Source organism: Actinomadura sp. NBRC 104425 (assembly GCF_030269545.1).
Taxonomy (GTDB): Bacteria; Actinomycetota; Actinomycetes; order Streptosporangiales; family Streptosporangiaceae; genus Spirillospora; species Spirillospora keratinilytica.
Window position 1 is genome coordinate 1 of sequence record NZ_BSTN01000040.1, and the last position, 18,171, is coordinate 18,171.

Annotated in this window: 16 protein-coding genes and 1 pseudogene; 7 read left to right on the forward strand and 10 right to left on the reverse strand. The window is 72.3% G+C overall.

Annotated features, from left to right (window positions below; all coding sequences use genetic code 11):
* Positions 1–74: 74 nt before the first annotated feature.
* Entirely contained in the window at positions 75–266 is a 192-nt protein-coding gene (locus tag QSK22_RS33915) for a DUF397 domain-containing protein (RefSeq protein ID WP_352231507.1), read from the forward strand.
* Between the two features lie 64 nt (positions 267–330).
* Positions 331–516, forward strand: a complete 186-nt coding sequence (locus tag QSK22_RS34105; protein WP_285498159.1) for a DUF397 domain-containing protein — start codon at positions 331–333, stop codon at positions 514–516.
* Between the two features lie 77 nt (positions 517–593).
* On the opposite strand, the gene pglW is transcribed toward QSK22_RS34105, so the two are convergent.
* Positions 594–5,159 (reverse strand): BREX system serine/threonine kinase PglW, encoded by a 4,566-nt coding sequence (gene pglW / locus QSK22_RS31560; RefSeq protein WP_285498137.1) that lies wholly within the window; start codon positions 5,157–5,159, stop codon positions 594–596.
* A 276-nt stretch (positions 5,160–5,435) separates the two neighbouring features.
* On the opposite strand from pglW, the gene QSK22_RS33925 reads away from it, so the two are divergent.
* Positions 5,436–5,966, forward strand: a complete 531-nt coding sequence (locus QSK22_RS33925) for a gamma-glutamylcyclotransferase family protein (protein WP_352231508.1) — start codon at positions 5,436–5,438, stop codon at positions 5,964–5,966.
* A 26-nt stretch (positions 5,967–5,992) separates the two neighbouring features.
* Positions 5,993–7,250, forward strand: a pseudogene (locus QSK22_RS31565) (RNA-guided endonuclease InsQ/TnpB family protein).
* Here QSK22_RS31565 and QSK22_RS31570 read toward each other — a convergent pair.
* From QSK22_RS31570 to QSK22_RS31580, 3 genes are all read right to left on the reverse strand, one after another.
* Positions 7,222–8,574 carry a sensor histidine kinase gene (locus QSK22_RS31570; RefSeq protein WP_285498138.1) on the reverse strand — a complete coding sequence of 451 codons (1,353 nt, stop codon included), beginning with the start codon at positions 8,572–8,574 and terminating at the stop codon, positions 7,222–7,224. The pseudogene QSK22_RS31565 and the gene QSK22_RS31570 overlap by 29 nt on opposite strands.
* Complete coding sequence (locus tag QSK22_RS31575) at positions 8,571–9,284, reverse strand: response regulator transcription factor (protein WP_285498139.1); 714 nt, start codon at positions 9,282–9,284, stop codon at positions 8,571–8,573. The genes QSK22_RS31570 and QSK22_RS31575 overlap by 4 nt, the downstream gene beginning before the upstream one ends.
* Positions 9,285–9,442: 158 nt before the next feature.
* On the reverse strand, positions 9,443–9,907 hold the full coding sequence (locus QSK22_RS31580) for a hypothetical protein (protein ID WP_285498140.1): 465 nt from the start codon (positions 9,905–9,907) through the stop codon (positions 9,443–9,445).
* Between the two features lie 495 nt (positions 9,908–10,402).
* On the opposite strand from QSK22_RS31580, the gene QSK22_RS31585 reads away from it, so the two are divergent.
* Positions 10,403–11,623: a PucR family transcriptional regulator gene (locus QSK22_RS31585; RefSeq protein WP_285498141.1), complete on the forward strand. Its 1,221-nt coding sequence runs from the start codon at positions 10,403–10,405 to the stop codon at positions 11,621–11,623.
* A 98-nt stretch (positions 11,624–11,721) separates the two neighbouring features.
* Positions 11,722–12,015 (forward strand): hypothetical protein, encoded by a 294-nt coding sequence (locus tag QSK22_RS31590; protein ID WP_285498142.1) that lies wholly within the window; start codon positions 11,722–11,724, stop codon positions 12,013–12,015.
* A gap of 691 nt (positions 12,016–12,706) precedes the next feature.
* Here the strand turns inward: QSK22_RS31590 and QSK22_RS31595 are convergent.
* The 6 genes from QSK22_RS31595 to QSK22_RS31620 form a co-directional block, all read right to left on the reverse strand.
* The gene (locus QSK22_RS31595) at positions 12,707–13,900 is read right to left on the reverse strand and encodes a CU044_5270 family protein (RefSeq protein WP_285498143.1); all 1,194 of its coding nucleotides are present in this window, start codon (positions 13,898–13,900) and stop codon (positions 12,707–12,709) included.
* On the reverse strand, positions 13,897–14,508 hold the full coding sequence (locus QSK22_RS31600) for an RNA polymerase sigma factor (RefSeq protein ID WP_285498144.1): 612 nt from the start codon (positions 14,506–14,508) through the stop codon (positions 13,897–13,899). The genes QSK22_RS31595 and QSK22_RS31600 overlap by 4 nt, the downstream gene beginning before the upstream one ends.
* Positions 14,509–14,595: 87 nt before the next feature.
* Entirely contained in the window at positions 14,596–14,988 is a 393-nt protein-coding gene (locus QSK22_RS31605) for an ATP-binding protein (protein WP_285498145.1), read from the reverse strand.
* Positions 14,989–15,237: 249 nt separating this feature from the next.
* Entirely contained in the window at positions 15,238–15,753 is a 516-nt protein-coding gene (locus tag QSK22_RS31610) for a protein-tyrosine phosphatase family protein (RefSeq protein ID WP_285498146.1), read from the reverse strand.
* 71 nt (positions 15,754–15,824) lie between these two features.
* On the reverse strand, positions 15,825–16,304 hold the full coding sequence (locus QSK22_RS31615; RefSeq protein ID WP_285498147.1) for a nucleoside deaminase: 480 nt from the start codon (positions 16,302–16,304) through the stop codon (positions 15,825–15,827).
* Between the two features lie 107 nt (positions 16,305–16,411).
* The gene (locus tag QSK22_RS31620; protein WP_285498148.1) at positions 16,412–17,047 is read right to left on the reverse strand and encodes a TetR/AcrR family transcriptional regulator; all 636 of its coding nucleotides are present in this window, start codon (positions 17,045–17,047) and stop codon (positions 16,412–16,414) included.
* A gap of 67 nt (positions 17,048–17,114) precedes the next feature.
* On the opposite strand from QSK22_RS31620, the gene QSK22_RS31625 reads away from it, so the two are divergent.
* The gene (locus QSK22_RS31625) at positions 17,115–18,152 is read left to right on the forward strand and encodes an aldo/keto reductase (RefSeq protein ID WP_285498149.1); all 1,038 of its coding nucleotides are present in this window, start codon (positions 17,115–17,117) and stop codon (positions 18,150–18,152) included.
* Positions 18,153–18,171: the final 19 nt, after the last annotated feature.

The following is an 18,171-nucleotide window of genomic DNA, read 5'->3' on the forward strand; positions in this document are numbered from 1 at the left end:
TGGACCGAGGGCCGCCGCTACATGGGCCTGGAGTTCCTCGCCAAAGCCAGACTGCGGGTGATTGACGGCGGTCCTTGCGGGGACGGGACCGACCAGCAGGCGATCACTGCTTAACCTGCAGAAACAGATCACGCGGAGGCCGACTCATACACCACTCCGCTGGACGTGACCCGAAGGACCCCAACGGACCCCACCTGGAGTTCAACCCCGACGACTGGCGCACGTTCACCCAGCGCATCCGCAACGGACACCACGACCTGACCTGATCCCCCACACCGACGCCTCAACTGCGCTCCTCCCAGAGTGAGGAGGTGCTGACATGGCACCTAACTGGCGCAAGTCAGCCACAGCGGAAGCACGTCCGGCCACAGTGACTGCGTAGAGGTCGCGCGGCTCGGCGGGGACATTGGCGTACGGGACTCCAAGGCCCCCGTCGGACCCCACCTGGTGTTCGGCTCCGACGACTGGCGAGCGTTCGCGCGCCGGGTGCGGAGCGGAGAGCACGATCTGACCTGACCTGTCCCTGACGTTGCGCGAGCCCTCGGCCTGGTGCGGCCGGGGGCTCGTTCGCGTCGGTGGGCGGGTTCGGCGACTCAGGCGGCGCGGTGGATGTTGTTGATCCAGGAGTCGGGGAGTTTGATCCACTCGCCGAGCGCGTCCTGATAGGGGACGGCCACCGTGGCGAGACGCGGCTCGCGGAACGGGTCGGCCTGCGGGCACAGCAGCCACAGGCCCCGTCCCCCCATCCGGGCCGCGGCGGCCAGCGAGTTCAGCGTGCCCATGGCCTGGTAGCGGGCGAAGGCCGTGGTCTCGGTCAGCAGCAGCGGGCCGGTGCCCGACGCCATCCGTTCGCGGATGATCGGCTCCATGCGTCCCCACGCCGTGCGGGTGTACTCGCTGAGCTTCATCGCGGCCCTGCTGCCGGGCTCGGCGGCGTCGGCGCGCAGGATCGTCTGCCAGGTCGGCTTGGTGCCGGGCGGCACGAGTTCGTGCAGGACGCGCAGGAACAGCGCCGTCACCGACAGCGGCTCGGCGCCGAACCGCGCGCCCGACAGTTCGGCCACCGCCTGCAGGCTCAATCCCGCGCGAACGGTCAGCACCCGGAAGCCGTCGCGCTGGACCGACGCCTCCAGGCGTTCCTCTGCCTCGACGGCGGCCGCCAACAGCGGGTTGTCCGAGTAGCGTGCCGCGCCGCTCTTGCGGGTGGAGCGGCGGTCGGCCAGGGCGGTGACATAACTGGAGACGATGTCCAGGCCGGTCGGCAGGTAGCGGCGGGTGCCGGTGTCCTTGCGTTCGGACAGGGTGAGGTCGAACCCGGCCTCGCGCAGGGCCCGGGTCAGCGCGCCTCCGGTAGGCAGGCGGTCGCCGCTGTCGTTGAAGCGGGGGAACCGCGTCAGGACCCGGGCGTGGATGTCCTCGGCGGTCAGGCCGGGCTGGTGCTCCTCCGGGAGTCCGGGGATCAGCGGGACGAGACCCGCTTGGGTGAGCCGCAGCGCCCGCACCAAAGGCAGGTCCCGGGGATAGATTTCCAGGCGGGGCGTGGCGGCGGCGTTCTTGGCGGCGGCGACGGCGATCTCGACGGTGCGGCGCTCGTCCCAGTCGATCGTGCCGGGCGGCGGACTGATCGCACCGAGCTCGGCGAGGACGGTCGCGGCCGTGGGCAGCGTGTCCAGGCGGGCGAGGCGGTCGGCGACCCGTCCCAGACGCACGGCGTAGTCGAGCAGGCCGGGGGCCGAAGGGGTGTCGGGGCCGTCGTCCTCGCCGACCTCCAGTGCCAGCAGGCCGCCGTTGGCCGCATCGCCCTTGTCGTCCCGGTTGGGCGTGTGGCGGAACGCGCTCTCCTCCGGGACGTACTGCTCCGCCTCGACCACGGCCCGCACGGCGGCCAGGCCCAGCGCGCGGCGCAGGACGGGGTCCTGGAATTCGGTGCCGCGGCTGACGGTAAGCACTTCGGCGATCTCGACGGCGGACGCGACGCGGCCGAACCCGGCCAGCAGCTCCAGGATCTCCTGGCGCAGTTCCTGGACGGCGGCGAGCTTTCGCCAGCGTTTGCGCTGCTCCTTGAGGACCTGCGGGACCCGGCCCCGGGTGATGTCCAGCGGCTCGGCCACCTTCGCCTGAGTCGGCCACACCGGGATGTCGGGCAGCGCGCCGGTCTCGTCGGGCAGCCGCAGCAGCCGCCGTACGATCTCGACCTCGTTGCGGTTCGAACCGTCCGCCCGCAGCTTCGGCACCAGCAGGGTGGCCAGCGCGTCAAGGCTGACGGTGCGCAGCACGCGCGCTGATAGCCCGTCCGCGTGCTCCCCCGTCGCCAGGGAGCCGGCCATTGCCGTCTCGGCCGCGCTGATCTGCTGCAACTCGCCCGCCACGGCCTTGCGGCCTTCGCGAGTGATCGGAGACCGGGGAGCGCGGCCGAGACGCTCGGCCCATTCGCGCTGCCGCTTCTGGATCTCGGTGCGGGTCTTGGGGCCGAGGCCGGGTCCGTTGACGAGGTTCCGCCGACTGTAGTCCAGCAGTTCGCCCACGGTCGTGATGCCGAGGCTGTAGAGGAAGGACTCGGCGGCCGGGGTGAGCCCGGCGGCCGACAGGTGCGTCTCCCGGGTGGCCTGCGCGGCGAGCAGTTCGCGCTGCCGCTGCGCGGTCTCGGGTTCGGCTTCGGCGATGCCGGGCGTCCCGGCCGTGGACGCGGGGCGGGGATGCCGGCTCCCCGGGATGGTGGACGGGGCGGTCTCGGCGAGGTCCAGAAAGATCTTCTTCCAGGCGTCCCGCATCGGCTTGAGCTCGGGGAACCGCTGGGCGGCGTCACGGTGCAGGGCCTTGCGGAAGAACGCGACCAGGGCGTCGCGGATGGCCGGGTCGAACGCGTCGGCCGCGATGGTGGGGTAGGGCCATTCGTCCGGGTCGAGCTGCCGCGGCGACACCTTGCCGTCGCCCCACTTGGGCAGTTCGCCCGACGCCATCTGGTGCAGGGTGACCGCGAGCGCATACCGCTCGGCGTGCGCGTCGTACACCGAACGGGTCAGGCCGCCGATGAACGGGTCGAGGTAGCCTTCGGTGCCCGCGTCGGTCTCCTGCACCGGGTAGCCGGCCAGTGAGAAGTCGATCAGGACGAGTTCGCGGGTGCGGTTGGGGCGGATCCGGATCGCGATGTTGTCGGGCTTGATGTCGCGGTGCCAGACTCCCTCGCCCTCCAGGAAGTCGACGGCGCCGAACAGGTAGTCGCCGTACGCTTCCAGCTGGTCGATCTGAAGGCGTCCGCGTTCGCGCAGCTCGCGGGCCACAGTCTCCTGGCGGTGCCGGGTGCCCGGGCCGGACTGCTCGTCGGTGACCCGTTCGTCGCCGACGTACTCCAAGGCGAGCACGGTGCGGCCGCCGATGGTCAGTGGCTCCGGCTCGACCAGGCGGATCACGCGGGAGTCGGCGCGCAACCGCCGCATGACCTCGGCTTCGCGGACAAGGATCTGGGCCCGCGCGTCCGACAGGGCGACCTTGAGGACGGCCAGCGCCCGGCCGTTGCGCGCCGCCGGATCGGCCTGCAGGTCGCGGACGAGGAAGGCGCGGCTGGTGGAGCCGGTGCCCAGCCGCCGCCGCACCTCCCAGCGCCCCGCGAGCACATCGCCGGGGACGGCCTCCAGCGGATCCTTCTCCGGGACGGCCGCCGACCCCGGATCGGTGCTGGTGGCCGGGGCGGTCAGCGCATCCTCGACGAACTCCAGCATCTCCAGGAACTCGTCCACCGTCGCGAGCCGCCGCTCCGGGCGGTAGGCGGTGGCGGCCTGCACCAGGTCGTCGATGTCCTCCGACAGGCCGTCGACGATCCCGCTGGGGCGCAGGCCCTCGCCCTCCTCCAGGCGGGCCAGCACCTCGGTCTGGGTCGCGCCAGGAGGCTTGCCCGTCACCAGCAGGAAGGTCAGGACCCCGAGACCGTAGACGTCGAGGGCGACCGCGTCCGGATTGGGCGCCGTGAGTTCGGGAGCCAGATACGCGTCGGAGCCGTCGGAGATGTGGATCGCCGACAGCCGGGTCGGGGCGAAGCGGCTGGCGCCCGCCGTGCCGGCCCGCTGGGTGGCTATCTGCCAGTCGGAGATCTGCAGCGTCGGGGCGAGCCAGCGGGCGTCCTCATCGCCGGACGGATCACCGCCGCGGCGCGGACGAGGGATCACGTGTACGGAGCGGGCGGCCAGGGCGCGATGGTGGATCCGGCTGGAATGAGCGGAACGGACCGTCTCGGCGAGTTGCCGGACCAGCGCGATCCGGTCGAGGATGCCGAGCTTGTCGCCGTAGCGGACGAGATACTCGTCCAGCCGCAGGGTCTCGGGATGGTAGTCGAAGATCAGGGCGGGGCCGGCGGAGTGGCCGGACGGGTCGTACTGCCTGAGCTGGATGACGCCGGGGTGGCGGAACCGCTGCAGGACGGCGGCCTCGCGGCGGGCGGCGTTCTCCACCGAGCGGCGGATGGAGGCGTCGGAGCCCCGCTCGCTCAGGTAGATCCGGACGCGCGCCATCTCGTTCAACTCACTGTGCCGGGCCAGGTAGTCCGCCCACGTCGGGCCGGTGTCGAATGCGCGCCGTTCCAGCAGGTACGGGCCCACCTTGAACTCCGCCTCGCTGCGGCGGATGCCCACCCGCTCCAGCGCCGCCTTGATCGCCCGCGAGCGGGGGCCGGTGATCCGCCGGCGCTCGTCGTTCGGGGGACGGCGGAGCATCTGCAGGAGTTGGTCGATGGTGTGGACGCCGTGCTGGTCGCCCGGCGGCAACTGGACCTTCAGCGAGGAGTCGGTGAAGCAGACCGCGGCCCCCACCCAGACGCGTTCGCCGCTCTGGGCCAGCAGCCCGGCGAGTTCCCGCGCCTTCTGGGTGACCAGGTGCAGCGGGTTGCCGTGCAGGATCCGGCGGCCGGTGGGCGTCGTCTGCACCCAGGTGCCGTTCTCGGTGGTGAGGCGGCCGTGCCAATCCTTCAGATCGATCATGAAGACGCCGCCGGGCGTGATGACGAGCAGGTCCACTTCCCGGACATGGCCGGTGTTGGCGGTGAAAGTGAAGTTGGACCAGGCTCGCCAGGGGTCGGCGTCCGGCAGGCGTTCGCGAATGGCCTCCAGCCCTCGCCGCTCGTGCTCGAACTGGGACTCTGTGACCGTCGTCCACCGACCTTCGAGCATTCCACCCTCGCTCGCCGCCGTGCGCCCAGCCGGTCCCCCGGCCGACTGCCTTTGATCAGATGCTATAGGCGAACTCCGACATGGTTTTCCGGTCGATGAAGATCTCACCTGCTGGTTCGGGCTTCGTCTGGTCTGCGGACTTCACTACGCGTAAGCGGCGCGGAGGAGCACCTGACCGATCAACTGCCGGAAGGACGATCGTTTGACGTCCTTGTCACTGGTGCGCCTTCGAGCGGGGCCGGTGCTTGCTTGGGGAGGGGCGTACGCTGCGCGGGCATGGAGGGGTTGTTCGTTTACGGCACGTTGCGTTTTCCTGAGGTTCTGCGTGTTCTGTTGGGGCGGGTGCCGGACATGCGTCCGGCGACGGCGACGGGGTGGAGTGTGCGGGCCCTGCCGGGGAAGGTGTACCCGGGGCTCGTGGCCGACCCGGATGGTGTGGCCCGGGGGCTGGTGATGACCGATCTCACCGAGGACGAACGCCGCCTGCTGGACGCCTTCGAAGGCGACGGCTACGACCCCGTCCTCATCCCCCTGGACGACGGGGCGACGCGCCCGGGCGTACGTGTGGAAGGCGTCCACCGAGCCCCACGAGTGGGATGTGGAGCGATTCGCACGCGAGGAGCTGTCCGCGTTCGTGGACGGGTGCCGCCTGTGGCGCCGCGCCTTCACGTCGTGAACGTCATCGGAAACCTCCGAGGAGACCCCCGCCTTCAGGCGGGGAAGGAATCGGACCCCTGCGGAGCAGGACAGGGGCAGGCGATTGGCCGCCAGGTGAATCGCCCTATCGAACAAGCGAACGAAACTTAGGTGATCTTGCGGTACCGTGCGAGATCGTGGCGCAGATCGTGAAGCGGGCGTACAAGTACCGCTTCTACCCGACCCTCGAGCAGGCCGAAGAACTGCTCAAAACGTTCGGCTGCGTCCGCCTGGTCTACAACAAGGCCCTGGAGGAACGCACCCGCGCCTGGCATGCCGAGCAGCGCCGCGTCTCCTACGCCGAGACCTCCGCGATGCTCACCCGGTGGAAGCGCACCCAGGAACTGGCGTTTTTGGGCGACGTGTCCAGCGTGCCGTTGCAGCAGGCGCTGCGGCACCTGCAGGCGGCGTTTGCGAACTTCTTCGCCAAGCGGGCCGAATACCCCACGTTCAAGAGCAAGAAGAAGTCGCGGGCGTCGGCGGAGTACACCCGCTCGGCGTTCCGCTGGCGGGACGGTCGGCTCACCCTGGCCAAGATGCGCGAGCCCTTGCGCATCGTGTGGTCTCGTCCCCTCCCGGAGGGGGCCGAGCCGTCCACGGTGACCGTGAGCCGGGATGCGGCCGGGCGCTGGTTCGTGTCCCTTCTGGTCGAGGAGAAGATCCGCCCGCTGGCCCCGGTCGGGTCGGCTGTGGGGGTGGATGCCGGGGTCACGGCGCTGGTAACCCTCTCCACCGGGGAGAAGATCACCAACCCCCGGCACGAACGCCGCGATCGGCGCAGGCTCGCCAGGGCGCAGCGTGCCCTGTCCCGCAAGGCCGAGGGCAGCGCGAACCGGGAGAAGGCCCGGCGGCGGGTCGCCAAGGTGTACGCCCGCATCGCCGACCGGCGCCGCGACTTTTTGCACAAGCTGTCGACTCGGCTCGTCCGTGAGAACCAAACGGTCGTGATCGAGAATTTGGCCGTGCGCACCATGGTCCGCAACCACCGCCTGGCCCGTGCGATCTCCGACGCGGCGTGGCGTGAGCTGCGGTCGATGCTGGAGTACAAGTGCGCCTGGTACGGGCGCCAACTGCTGATGGTGGACCGCTGGTACCCGTCGTCCAAGCTGTGCTCGGCGTGCGGCACCGTGCAGGATGCGATGCCGCTGGACGTTCGGATGTGGGAGTGCGCCTGCGGCGCGGTCCACGACCGCGATGTGAACGCGGCCCAGAATGTGCTCGCCGCTGGGCTGGCGGAGAGCTGAAACGCCTGTGGAGCTGGTGTAAGACCTCAAACGGGAGTCCTCTCGGGCGAGGCGACCGGCTGTGAAGCAGGAAGGCCGACCGGCGACGGTTGGAACCCCCCGCCTTCAGGCGGGGGAGGAAGTCAAGACAGGTCGCGCAGCGCCACGCTGACGACGGTTCCGCGGCCGGGTTTGGAGAGGAGCTGGGCGCGTCCTCCGTGGGCGGCGGCGATGGCGGCGACGATCGGCAGGCCGAGCCCGGTGCCGGACGAGCCGTCCCCGGCGCGGTGGAAGCGTTCGAAGGCGCGGGCGGCGTCCTCCGGTGCCATGCCGGGGCCCTGGTCGGCGACCTCGACCAGGAGGCCGCCGGGGTCGCGGCGGAGCCGTACCGTGACGGCGGTCCCGGGCGGGGTGTGGGTGCGGACGTTGGCCAGCAGGTTCGCCAGGATCTGCCGCACCCGGGCCTGATCCACCGTCGCGACCAGCTCGTCCGGCGCCTCCAGGGTGACCGGATGGTCGGGGCCCGCGGCCGAGGCGTCGGCGACGGCGTCCCGGGCCAGCGCCACCACGTCGACGCGGGCGGGGCGCAGGGACGCGTCGCGGTCCAGCCGGGCCAGCTCCAGCAGGTCGCCGACCAGGGCGCTCATGCGGCGCGCCTCGTCCTCGATCCGCCGCATCGCGTCCGGCAGCTCGTCGGGGCCGAGGGCGCCGTGCCGGTACAGCTCCGCGTACCCCTGGATGGTGGTGAGGGGGGTGCGCAGCTCATGGGAGGCGTCCGCGGCGAACTCCCGCACCCGCGCCTCAGAGCGGGCGCGCGCCCAGAACGCCTGCTCGATCCGGTCGAGCATCACGTTGATCGCGGCGGCGAGCCGGGACGCCTCGGTGGCCGGTCCGGGGCCGGGCATGCGGGCCCGCAGGTCGCCGCCGGACGCGATCGCCTGGGCGGTGGCGGCCATCCGGCTCAGCGGCAGCAGTCCCCGGCCGATCAGGCGGCGTCCGGCCAGGGCCAGCGCCGCGACCAGCACGGCCGTCGTGACCAGCTCCGCGGCGACCAGGTTGCGCACGGCCGCGCGGATTTCGTCCAGCGGCGCCGCCACGACGACCACGTTGCCGTTGCGCGTCTCGCGGGCCACCGCGCGCAGCCCCGGCAGCGAGAACGGCTCCAGCGACGCCGCCCGCGCGCGCAGCTCCGCATGCCCCAGGCCGCCCACCGCGCGGACCGCCGGGAGGGGATCGGGGTCGTCCCCGCTGAGCACCCGCACCCGGCCGGCCGGGTTGACGTTCAGCACGACGAACCGGGGCGGCGCGACGCCCTCCCCGGGCAGCCCGGGCCGGAAGATCCGGATCGCCGCCCGGTCGCGGGTGGCCTGCAGCTGCCCGTCCACCCGGTTCATCAGGTACGTGTGCAGGACGAACCCGCTCACCCCGCACATGACGAGGAGCCCGGCCAGCGTGACGCCGAGCAGTCCGGTCATGAGCCGGGCGTTGAGCGTCATGGCCGCAGCGCGTATCCCACCCCGCGCCGGGTGTGGATGAGCGGCGGGCCCAGCGGGTCCAGTTTGCGCCGCAGGTAGCTGATGTAGGTCTCGACGACCTGGGGGTTGCCGTCCCGGCCCCAGCCCCACACGTTCTCCAGCAGCTGCGCCCGGGTGAGCACCCGCCCGGGGTTGCGCATCAGGTACGCCAGCAGCCGGAACTCGGTGGGCGACAGTTCGACCTCGACCCCGGCGCGGCGCACCGTCCAGTGCGCCTCGTCCAGTTCCAGGTCGGCGACCCGCAGCACCTGCCCGTCCTCCGCCGGAGGAGGCGCGGTAGCCGCGGGGGCGGCGCGGCGCAGCACCGCCCGGATCCGCGCCACCAGCGCGTCGATCGAGAACGGCTTGGTGACGTAGTCGTCTCCGCCGAGGGTGAGGCCGGTGACGGTGTCGGACGGCGTGTCCCGCGCGGTCAGGAAGATCACCGGGGTGTCGTCGCCGGCGGCGCGCAGGCGCCGGCACACCTCGAACCCGTCGATGTCCGGCAGCAGGACGTCCAGCAGGATCAGGTCGGGGCGGCGGTCGCCGGCAGGCGGGCGGACGGCGCGCAGCGCCTCGGCCCCGGTGCGCGCCGCGACGGTCTGGAACCCGTGGAAGCGCAGCGCGGTCTCGATCAGGTCGCGGATGTTGGCCTCGTCCTCCACCACCAGCACCCGCCGGTCGTCGCTCATGGGCTCCCCTGGTACGCCGCAGGCCGTTCACGGCGGCGACGCCGCCCGCACCGGGCCGATGCCGCCGCCCGCCGCCCGACGTTACTGCAGGACGCCGGATCGGGCCGTCCCGATCCGGACGTCCCTATCCAGACGTCTCGATCCGGACGACGGCTGACTCAGTCCTTCGGCACCCGGAACGCCACCGCCGTGCGGGTGGCGCCGGTGCGCTCGCCCACGACGATCACCTGGTCGCCGTTCTTCACCTCCGACAGCTGGGACTTCTCGCCGTCCCTGCGGAAACGGGTCTTGTCGTTGGTCGTCCACTGCCAGGAGGCGCCGTCGGCGCTGCGCACCGTCACGACCGCGCCGGACCGTCCGGTCACCTCGCCGCGCTGCCAGGTGACGACGCGGAACCCGCCGTCACGCCGCACGGTCGCCTCGCCGTGCACGCCCCGCCCGCCGCGCGCCGCCCAGCGGTGCGGCTGCCGCTTCCACTGGTTCCGGTCGCCCTTCTCCGGCGACGCCGAGGTCGAAGGCGCGGGGGACGGATCGGCGACCGCGGGGACGGCCACGAACAGCCCGAGGCCGAGCACACCCGCGGCACCGGCGCCCGCGATAAGAGTCTTGGTGTTCCTTCGCATGCGGCACAGCCAAGCAGGTCCGTCTGGGAGACGTCCCGGCACGAACCTGAGAGATTCCTGGGAATCGGCTGACCACGCCCTGCGCGTCCGCCGAACGCCCCCGTCCGGGGCGACCGGCGGGTCCCGTTATCGCGCCGGAGGCCGCGACTTTCGTAAGAATTGCGAAAGCCCCGATAACTGCCGCGAATCGGGAAGGGGTGATACCCGCGGCGGCACCGAACGCTCACCCGACGTCACATGATGCGAAGATCTCGCAGCCGCTGCGAAGCTGCCCAACGTTGGCCGCCTGCACCCTGCTGACCTGGGTTCTTGCTGGCGAGGCCGCCTCCGTCCACGGCATGACCCGCCGCCGCACAGTGCGACGTGTTGTGAGTCAGGTGACAACCGGGCGGCATGAAATCGTCACTTCGGCTCTATAGCGCGGCGGACCGAGCGTCAATCCTGGGATGCCCGTGAACAAGTGGCAGACGGGACTGACCGTCCTAGGGAGGTCCAGTGGCTCAGCCGTTCCCGCACACGTCCGCCGCCGAACTGCCCGTCTCGAAACTCCCGGCCGACATGGCCGCCCCGCTACGGCCCCACCTCACCGCCGCCGTGGAGGAGATGGTCCGGGAGATCGAAAACCTGGTCCCCGAGTACGCGCGTCCGCCCGAGAGCCCCTACGGGCAGCGTATGCGGCGCCAGATCCGGCAGGCCGTGCAGCACTTCGTCGATGCCATCGGCAACCCGGACCAGGACTTGGACGCCGTCGTGACGATCTTCGAGGGCATCGGCCGGTACGAGGCCCGCCTGGGGCGCGGCCTGGACGGCCTGCAGACCGCCATCCGGGTGAGCGGGCAGGTCGCCTGCCGCCGCTTCATCCGCGACGCCCGGCGCCTGGACTGGCCGCTGGACGTCCTCGGGCACATCACCGAGTCGCTGTTCATGTTCCTGGAGAAGATCGCCGAGGCCGCCGCCCGCGGCTATGCGGGCGCGCGTGGGGAGCCGACCGGCGAGCGGGAACGGTCCCGCCGGCGGCTGCGCGACCTGCTGGTCGCCGACCCGCCCGCCAGCCGCGAGGCCCTCGCCGAGCTGGCCCGCTCCGCGTGCTGGACGCCGTCGCGCACCCTGGCGGCCGTCGCGGTGCGCACGCCGCCCGAATTCACCCCGCCGGTGCTGCCTCCGTCCGTGCTGGCCGACTGGCACGCGCCCGCGCCGTACCTGATCGTCCCCGACCCGGACGGCCCCGGACAGGACCGCCTGATCTCCACCCTGGTGCGCGACTGCCAGGCCGCCATCGGCCCGACCGTGCCGCCCACCAAGGGCGCCCTGTCGCTGCGCTGGGCGCGGCACGCCCTCGACCTGGTGGAACGCGGTGTGCTGCCCGGCAAGGAGGCGGTGCGCTGCCTGGACCACCTGCCGACCCTGGTCGCCGACCGCAGTGCGGAACTGATCGACGTGGCGCTGCGCCACCGGCTGGCACCTCTCGTCGCCCTGCCGCGGCACAAGCGCGATCCCCTGGTCAAAACGCTGCTCACCTACATGGAGAACCGCGACAACGCCGTCGCCGCCGCCGACCGGCTGCTGGTGCACGAACAGACCGTCCGCTACCGCATCCGCCGCCTGGAACAGATGCTCGGCGAACTGGTCTACGACGCCGACCGCCGCATCGAACTGCTTCTTCTCCTGCACGCCTGGGTGCACATCCGCCCCGCCGCCGAAACCGCCGCGTCCTGAATCCGCCCCCGCGTCCCAAGATCGGCCTCACTCCCGCGCCGCATACCCTTTAAGCCCGGGTAGTTGATTTGTCAGACCCACGGGGAATGATGCGGGGTATGAGCAGAGACCACCATTCGGGGTTGCGGTGCCCGCACTGCCAAACGGCTCTCGCGCTCGTTCCGGCGGCGGACAATCCGGCCGTTCCCGCGCTGTCCCCGGTCGTCCGGGACGAGACGCCCCCGCCCGTCCACGAGGTGCTGGCCGTTTACGCGAACCGCACGAGGGACACCGCCACCGCCCTGCGCGGCGCCGCCCGCGTCCGCGACAGCTTCAACCGCGCCCGCAGAGCCGCCGCCCAACGCCGCGCCGCGCAAAGGGCCGCCCAGCAACGCCCCGTCCGCAGCGCCTGACCAATTCCGTCCCCCTCCCTGACTCCGCATTCGCGTTCCTCCGCAATACCCCCAATCCGCCCGCTCCGTATTACGCGCCAATCGACGTCTCGCATCGCACCGGCCCGCACCCGCCGCACCCCGGCATGCCCCGGTCACGCAGCCTGAGCCGCCAACAGCCCGCAGCCGGCCCCCGACTCCAGCGCTTCCCAGCGGTCCCCCGACCTTCCGCGTCACTCCCGCGTCCGGACGGCCCTGCATCCGCCACGCGCGCTCCGAGAACGGCCGCTGTACGCCACCGCTGACCACCCCGAATCCGGCGCTCCTCCGGAGCCGCCTCCGTAGGTGCCTGCGCCCTACCTGTGTCTAGATGGCCCCGCGTCCACACGCCTTGACCGCAGCGAGCTGCATACCGCCCCCATACGGGAGCCACACCCCTGTACCTGGACTGCCTCTCAAGCACCACACGCTGAACACGACAAGCTGCATACCGGCCCCTGTGACCGTCCCAGCCCCGGCGCTCCCCCCGGCGGCCCCCCTTCTCCCCGGCACCGCCGCCGAAGGCGTCGGCATCCCACCTGTACCTACACGCGTACGCCACGCGCGCCCCGAGCACGGACCGTCCCCCGTACAGGAGCCGCGCCGCCATACGCTCCCGAAGCACGGCGAAAAGCCCAGGGGCATGGGCCCTGGGCTTCGCCGGCCGCGCGGTTCAGGCGGGGGCCGAGTCGGTCCAGGCGGTCTTGACGACCGTGGTGGACCGGAGCGTGCTGCCCGCGGGCAGGTGCGCGTTCGCGCCCGCCGGCTTGACCACGATGGTCTCGTCGCCCAGCGCGCTGCCGGACGCCGGGTCGACGATCAGCCGGTGCTGCAGGGTGCCGTTGGCCGACTTCGTGGTCACGGCCACGGCGACGCCGGTGCGGCCCTGGGCGTCGGTGACCTCACCGACGGAGCGCACCGTCTTGAGCTTGGCGAGCATGCGGAACGCCGCCGCGCGCACCTCGGGCGTGACCGGCATCTCGACGACCAGCCCCCGCGTCACCGTGAACAGCCACTCGTCGGCGCCCATCGGCACGCCGCCTCCCTCGGGGTCGGTCCCCGTGTACCAGCGCAGCAGCCACTTCTTCAGCCGCGCCGGGTCGGCGGGCAGCGACCGCAGGTCTTTCACCGAGACGTTGCGGCCGAGCCAGTACACGTTTCCGCCCACCACGGGCGCGCTGTCCAGGTGGGGCTCGCCCGGGGCCGCGTCGACCTGCGCCTCCTTGGTCCGGACGGCGCCGCTCGCCTTGTTCACGACCGTGGCCTTCAGCCGGAAGGTCGAGGGCGATCCCGCGCGCTGCCAGACGGCCCGGTCGGCCTCGGTGGCGGGACGGCCGCCGAGGAACTCGTGCCGGTTCCACTGCGTGCCGCGGGGTGCGCTGGGCGTCCAGGTCTCCCAGCGGTCCTGCAGCAAGACCGTGTAGTCGCCCTGGGGCGATGTCGCCCGCATGTAGCTGCGGGACAAGGTCATCACGTACCAGTAGGCGCGGAGGCTGTCGGTCTGCTTGTCCGCCTGCTCGGCGGCGGTGAGCAGGACGGTGCGGGCGTCCATCGTGCCGAGGGCACCGGACGGGCCCGGCCGCACGGTTGTCGTCGGGGAGCCGGAGCCGGAACGGGGGCCGGTGCCCGCGCCGGTGTCGGTGCCGGTGAGCGTGGTCGCGGCGACCACGGCGGCGGTGGCGGCGCCGACCAGTCCCAGCCCCCACATGGGACGGATGCGGCGTCGCGGCACGGCTCGCGCGGCATGGGAGTCGGCCGTCTTCGCGCGCGCCAGCTCGGCGGCGCGGGTGGCGGGGTCGACCGGCGCGTCCGGGTCCAGCTCGGCGGGCCGGGCGTCGGCCAGCATGCGCAGCACATCGCGGCTCATGACAACTCCTCACTGATCATCTGCGCGGGGGGACGCGCGGCGCGGTCGAGCGGGGACGGCGCCCGTCCCGCCGGCGACGCGACCGGCATCCGTTCGGCCGGGATCTCCTCCACGGCGCGCCGCAACCGGCGGCGCGCCCGGTGCAGCCGCACCCGCAGCGCGGCGGACGAGCAGCCGACGACGCGGGCGGCGTCGCGCGGCGTCAGCCCCTGCCAGGCCACGAGGATCAGCACCTCGCGGTCGGCCTCGGGCAGGGCGGCCAGGGCGCGCAGGACGGCATGCCGTTCGGTCACGCCGTCGGCGATGTCGCCCGCGGACGCCGTCGTCCAGTGCCGCAGTTCCCGGGCGAACTCCTCGCGCCGCCGCTGCGCCCGGTGGTTGTCGCGCAGCACGTTGCGGGCCACGCCCAGCAGCCATGGCAACGGCGGGTCCGGCACGTCGCGCAGCCGCCGCCAGGCCACCGCGAAGGTCTCGCTCACCACCTCGTCGGCGAGCTGCCGTCCGGCGCGTGCGGCCGCGTACGCCCACACCCGTTGTCGGCAGTCGTCGTAGATCGCGGTGAAGCGCCGCTCGTCGTCGGGCGCTTCGCCCGGCGCGTCGTGGGGCACCGTCCGCACCTCCGTCCATCCCGGTGTGTTCCGTCACCAGGAAGTGGACCGGGCGGTGCCATCGTTACCGGACGGACGGAAAAAGTTCTAGGAGGCTGTGAGCGACTTCTCGAAGTGCACGACCGAGCCGGGGGCGTGCGGCCGCTTCATGATGCGCAGCTCTTCGGTGAAGGCGCGGATGAGCTGCAGCCCGCGGCCGTGCTCGGCGCCGAGCGGGGCGGGCCCCCGGTCCCAGCTCGACGTGTCGGCGGAGCGCCGTCCGCCGTCGATCACTTCGATGACGCACACCGTGTCGTCCAGGTGCGCGCGCACCTCGTACTCGTCCCCCGCGTTGGCATGCCGGATGACGTTGGCGCACGCCTCGCCCAGCGCGAGCGCGATGTCGGCGCGGATCTCGCCGGTGACGCCGAGCCCGCTGAGCGACGCGTCGAGCGTGCGCCTGGCGAGCGGGGCGCTGCGCGCGTTCCTCGGGAGGGTCATTTCTATTACGACCTCCATGCCGGACGCCCTCCATTCCCCTCGTTGCAGGGTGTCTGCCCGGGTGGTGATTCCGAAAACGCTGGGCGTCCCTTATGGGCGAAATGTCATGATCATCTCGTGGCGACAACCCGCCCGCATCCGGAGCAACCGGACGGCCAAGGTCATCGCACAACCGAGCCGTTCCCGAGGTCAGGAAGATATTCGCCCCGGCCCGCCGCCATTGCGCGCCGGCCGCGCGGACCGCCGGGCTCAGCCGACCAGCCCGTCCGGCTCCAGGCCGGTGAGCAGGCGCGCGACGTCGAGCCCCGTCGTCAGGTAGTCGACGAACAGCCGGTTGTTGAGCGCCCACGGGGACCGGTGCCGGCGGACGAGGAAGATCGCGTCCTGGGCCGTGTACCCCAGCGTGACCAGCGCGTGCGCGACGAGCAGCCCCGACCGGTTGTACCCGGAGTGGCACCGCACCAGCACCCGGCGGCCCGAGCGCACCGCCGCCACGGCCAGGTCGGCCAGCAGGCACACGGCCTCCAGCTGGTCGGCGGTGAGCGGCCCGTCGGGCAGGTCGACGTGGTGGTGCTCGATCCACGCGGGCGGCCCGTGCCCCTCCCGCCGGAAGAGACTGATCACGACGTCGAACTGGGCGCCCACCACCGCCGCCACGAGCCGCCCGCTCGCATCGCGGTACTTGTGCCCGCCCATCCACAGGCCCGGCACGATCTCGTTCCACGGGGCGTCGGCATCGGGTGCCCGCCGGCCCTCGGTCCGCATCACGCACTCCCAGTCGACTCACCGGACATCCGTGGTACGGACGCCGAGCCACATTCAGTTCGATCTTCCCCCTAGTCTGCCCCGTGGAAACGGCGGTGCAGCGCGCGCACCTGTTCGTCCAGACCGGGCACCGGCCCCTCCACGACCACGTCCGGCGCCACCTCGTTCACCGGCAGCGTCCGCACCGGGGGCCGCGGCACGCCCAGCTCGTCCAGCCAGGACGCCAGCTGCCGCGACGACGCCACGTACACGATGCGCCCCAGCCCCACCCAGGCGTGCGCGGCCGCGCACATCGGACAGTGCTCGCCGGACGTGTAGACGGTGGCCTTCGCGCGCTCCTCCGGGGTCATGTTGGCGGCCGCCCACCGGGCCAGCGCGAACTCCGGATGCTGGGTCCGATCACCCCCGGCTACACGGTTGCGGTCCTCGCCCCGAACGGTGCCCTCACCGTCGACCAGCACCGACCCGAACGGCTCGTCCCCCGCCTCCAGCGCCTCGGTCGCCAGTTCGACACAACGGCGCAGGTAGGGCAGCTCCCTCGTGTCCACCATGGCGCGCATAGTAATCCCCAAAGCCGGCAACCAACGCGACACAGGCAAACCACCGGTGACCGCGCCCCCACCACGTAGACGCTAGCCCGCGCCGCCAGGGGCGCGGCTTACTTCCGCGCGACGTAGGCGCCGGCGCGGGCTGCTGCCAGGGCGGCCTCGGCGGCGCGGTCGGCGGTGGCCTCGTCCAGCGGGTCGCCGCTGGCCAGTAGGCGGTAGTAGAGGGGGGCGGACACGGCGCGGATCACCTCGCGGGCATCCGTGCCCTCGGGCAGCTCTCCCCGTGCGACGGCCTCCTCCACGCACGGCGCCCACTCGGTGATGCGCACGTCGTAGAAGCGGTGCAGGGCCTCGGCCGTGCGGGCGTCGCAGACGGCAGCCGCGATCACGGCCTTGAACAGCGCGCCCTGGCGCGGGTCGGTCAGGGTCCGCTGGACGAGCCGGGCGTTGGCCCGGAGGTCCTCGGCGACCGATCCGGTCCGGGTGCGCGGCAGCGACTGCTCGGCCATGTCCGTCAGCAGGTCGGCCACCAGCCCGGCCACCGACCCCCAGCGGCGGTACACGGTGGTCTTGCCCACGCCCGCCCGCCGCGCGATCTCGGCCAGGTCGAGACAGTCGAAGCCCTGCTCGACCAGGGCGTCCCCGGCAGCCCGCAGCACGGCGGCGCGCACCCGCGCCGTCCGGCCGCCCGGCCGGACCGTCCCCGGCCGCCCCTCATCCGCATCCAAATGGGCCTCCAGTTCCATTAATACTCACCAACATGCTACCGTCGGCACTAACGGAACTCCCGTCCCATTAACCAGGAGGTTGACCATGGAGTACCGGCGATTGGGCGCATCCGGCCTCAAGGTCCCCGTGCTGAGCTTCGGCGCCGGGACGTTCGGCGGCCGAGGCGAACTGTTCGGCGCGTGGGGCGACACCGACGCGCGGGAGGCGCGCCGCCTGGTGGACATCTGCCTGGACGCCGGCGTCACGATGTTCGACACCGCCGACGTCTACTCGGCGGGCGCGTCCGAAGAGGTGCTCGGCGCGGCGATCAAGGGCCGCCGCGACCGGGTGCTGATCTCCACCAAGGCCGGCCTCCCGATGGGCGACGGCCCCGGCGACGCCGGCACGTCCCGCGCCCGCCTGATCAAGGCCGCCGAGGACGCCCTGCGCCGCCTCGGCACCGATTACATCGACCTGTTCCAGCTGCACGCCTTCGACGCCGGAACGCCCGTCGAGGAGGTCCTGGCCACACTCGACGACCTGGTCCGGGCCGGAAAGATCCGCTACGTGGGCGTGTCGAACTTCTCCGGCTGGCAGCTGATGAAGTCGCTGGCCGTCGCCGACCGCGACCGCCGCCCCCGCTACGTCGCCCACCAGGTCTACTACTCGCTCGTCGGCCGCGACTACGAGTGGGACCTCATGCCCCTCGGCCTCGACCAGGGCGTCGGCGCCCTCGTCTGGAGCCCGCTCGGCTGGGGACGCCTCACCGGCAAGATCCGCCGCGGCCGGCCGCTGCCGGCGCAGAGCCGGCTGCACCGCACCGCCGACTACGGCCCTCCGGTCGACGACGAGCTGCTGTACACCGTGGTCGACGCCCTCGACGAGATCGCCACGGAGACCGGCAAGCCCATTCCGCAGATCGCCATCAACTGGCTGCTGCAGCGCCCCACCGTCTCGTCGGTCATCATCGGCGCCCGCAACGAGCAGCAGCTCCGCGACAACCTGGGCGCCGTCGGCTGGTCCCTCACCCCCGAGCAGATCGCCAAGCTGGACGCCGCCTCCGCCACCACCGCCCCCTACCCCCAGTTCCCCTACCACCGCCAGGAAGGCTTCGCGCGCCTCAACCCCCCGCTGCCGCGGTGACCCGTTCGGGGACGGCGCC

What these genes read in the sequence shown, in the direction of transcription:
- pglW (WP_285498137.1), bottom strand. Translation starts at nt 5,159, where the DNA reads ATGCTCGAAGGTCGGTGGACGACGGTCACAGAGTCCCAGTTCGAGCAC.
- QSK22_RS33925 (WP_352231508.1), top strand. Translation starts at nt 5,436, where the DNA reads ATGGAGGGGTTGTTCGTTTACGGCACGTTGCGTTTTCCTGAGGTTCTG.
- QSK22_RS31570 (WP_285498138.1), bottom strand. Translation starts at nt 8,574, where the DNA reads ATGACGCTCAACGCCCGGCTCATGACCGGACTGCTCGGCGTCACGCTG.
- QSK22_RS31575 (WP_285498139.1), bottom strand. Translation starts at nt 9,284, where the DNA reads ATGAGCGACGACCGGCGGGTGCTGGTGGTGGAGGACGAGGCCAACATC.
- QSK22_RS31580 (WP_285498140.1), bottom strand. Translation starts at nt 9,907, where the DNA reads ATGCGAAGGAACACCAAGACTCTTATCGCGGGCGCCGGTGCCGCGGGT.
- QSK22_RS31590 (WP_285498142.1), top strand. Translation starts at nt 11,722, where the DNA reads ATGAGCAGAGACCACCATTCGGGGTTGCGGTGCCCGCACTGCCAAACG.
- QSK22_RS31595 (WP_285498143.1), bottom strand. Translation starts at nt 13,900, where the DNA reads ATGAGCCGCGATGTGCTGCGCATGCTGGCCGACGCCCGGCCCGCCGAG.
- QSK22_RS31605 (WP_285498145.1), bottom strand. Translation starts at nt 14,988, where the DNA reads ATGACCCTCCCGAGGAACGCGCGCAGCGCCCCGCTCGCCAGGCGCACG.
- QSK22_RS31610 (WP_285498146.1), bottom strand. Translation starts at nt 15,753, where the DNA reads ATGCGGACCGAGGGCCGGCGGGCACCCGATGCCGACGCCCCGTGGAAC.
- QSK22_RS31615 (WP_285498147.1), bottom strand. Translation starts at nt 16,304, where the DNA reads ATGGTGGACACGAGGGAGCTGCCCTACCTGCGCCGTTGTGTCGAACTG.
- QSK22_RS31620 (WP_285498148.1), bottom strand. Translation starts at nt 17,047, where the DNA reads ATGGAACTGGAGGCCCATTTGGATGCGGATGAGGGGCGGCCGGGGACG.
- QSK22_RS31625 (WP_285498149.1), top strand. Translation starts at nt 17,115, where the DNA reads ATGGAGTACCGGCGATTGGGCGCATCCGGCCTCAAGGTCCCCGTGCTG.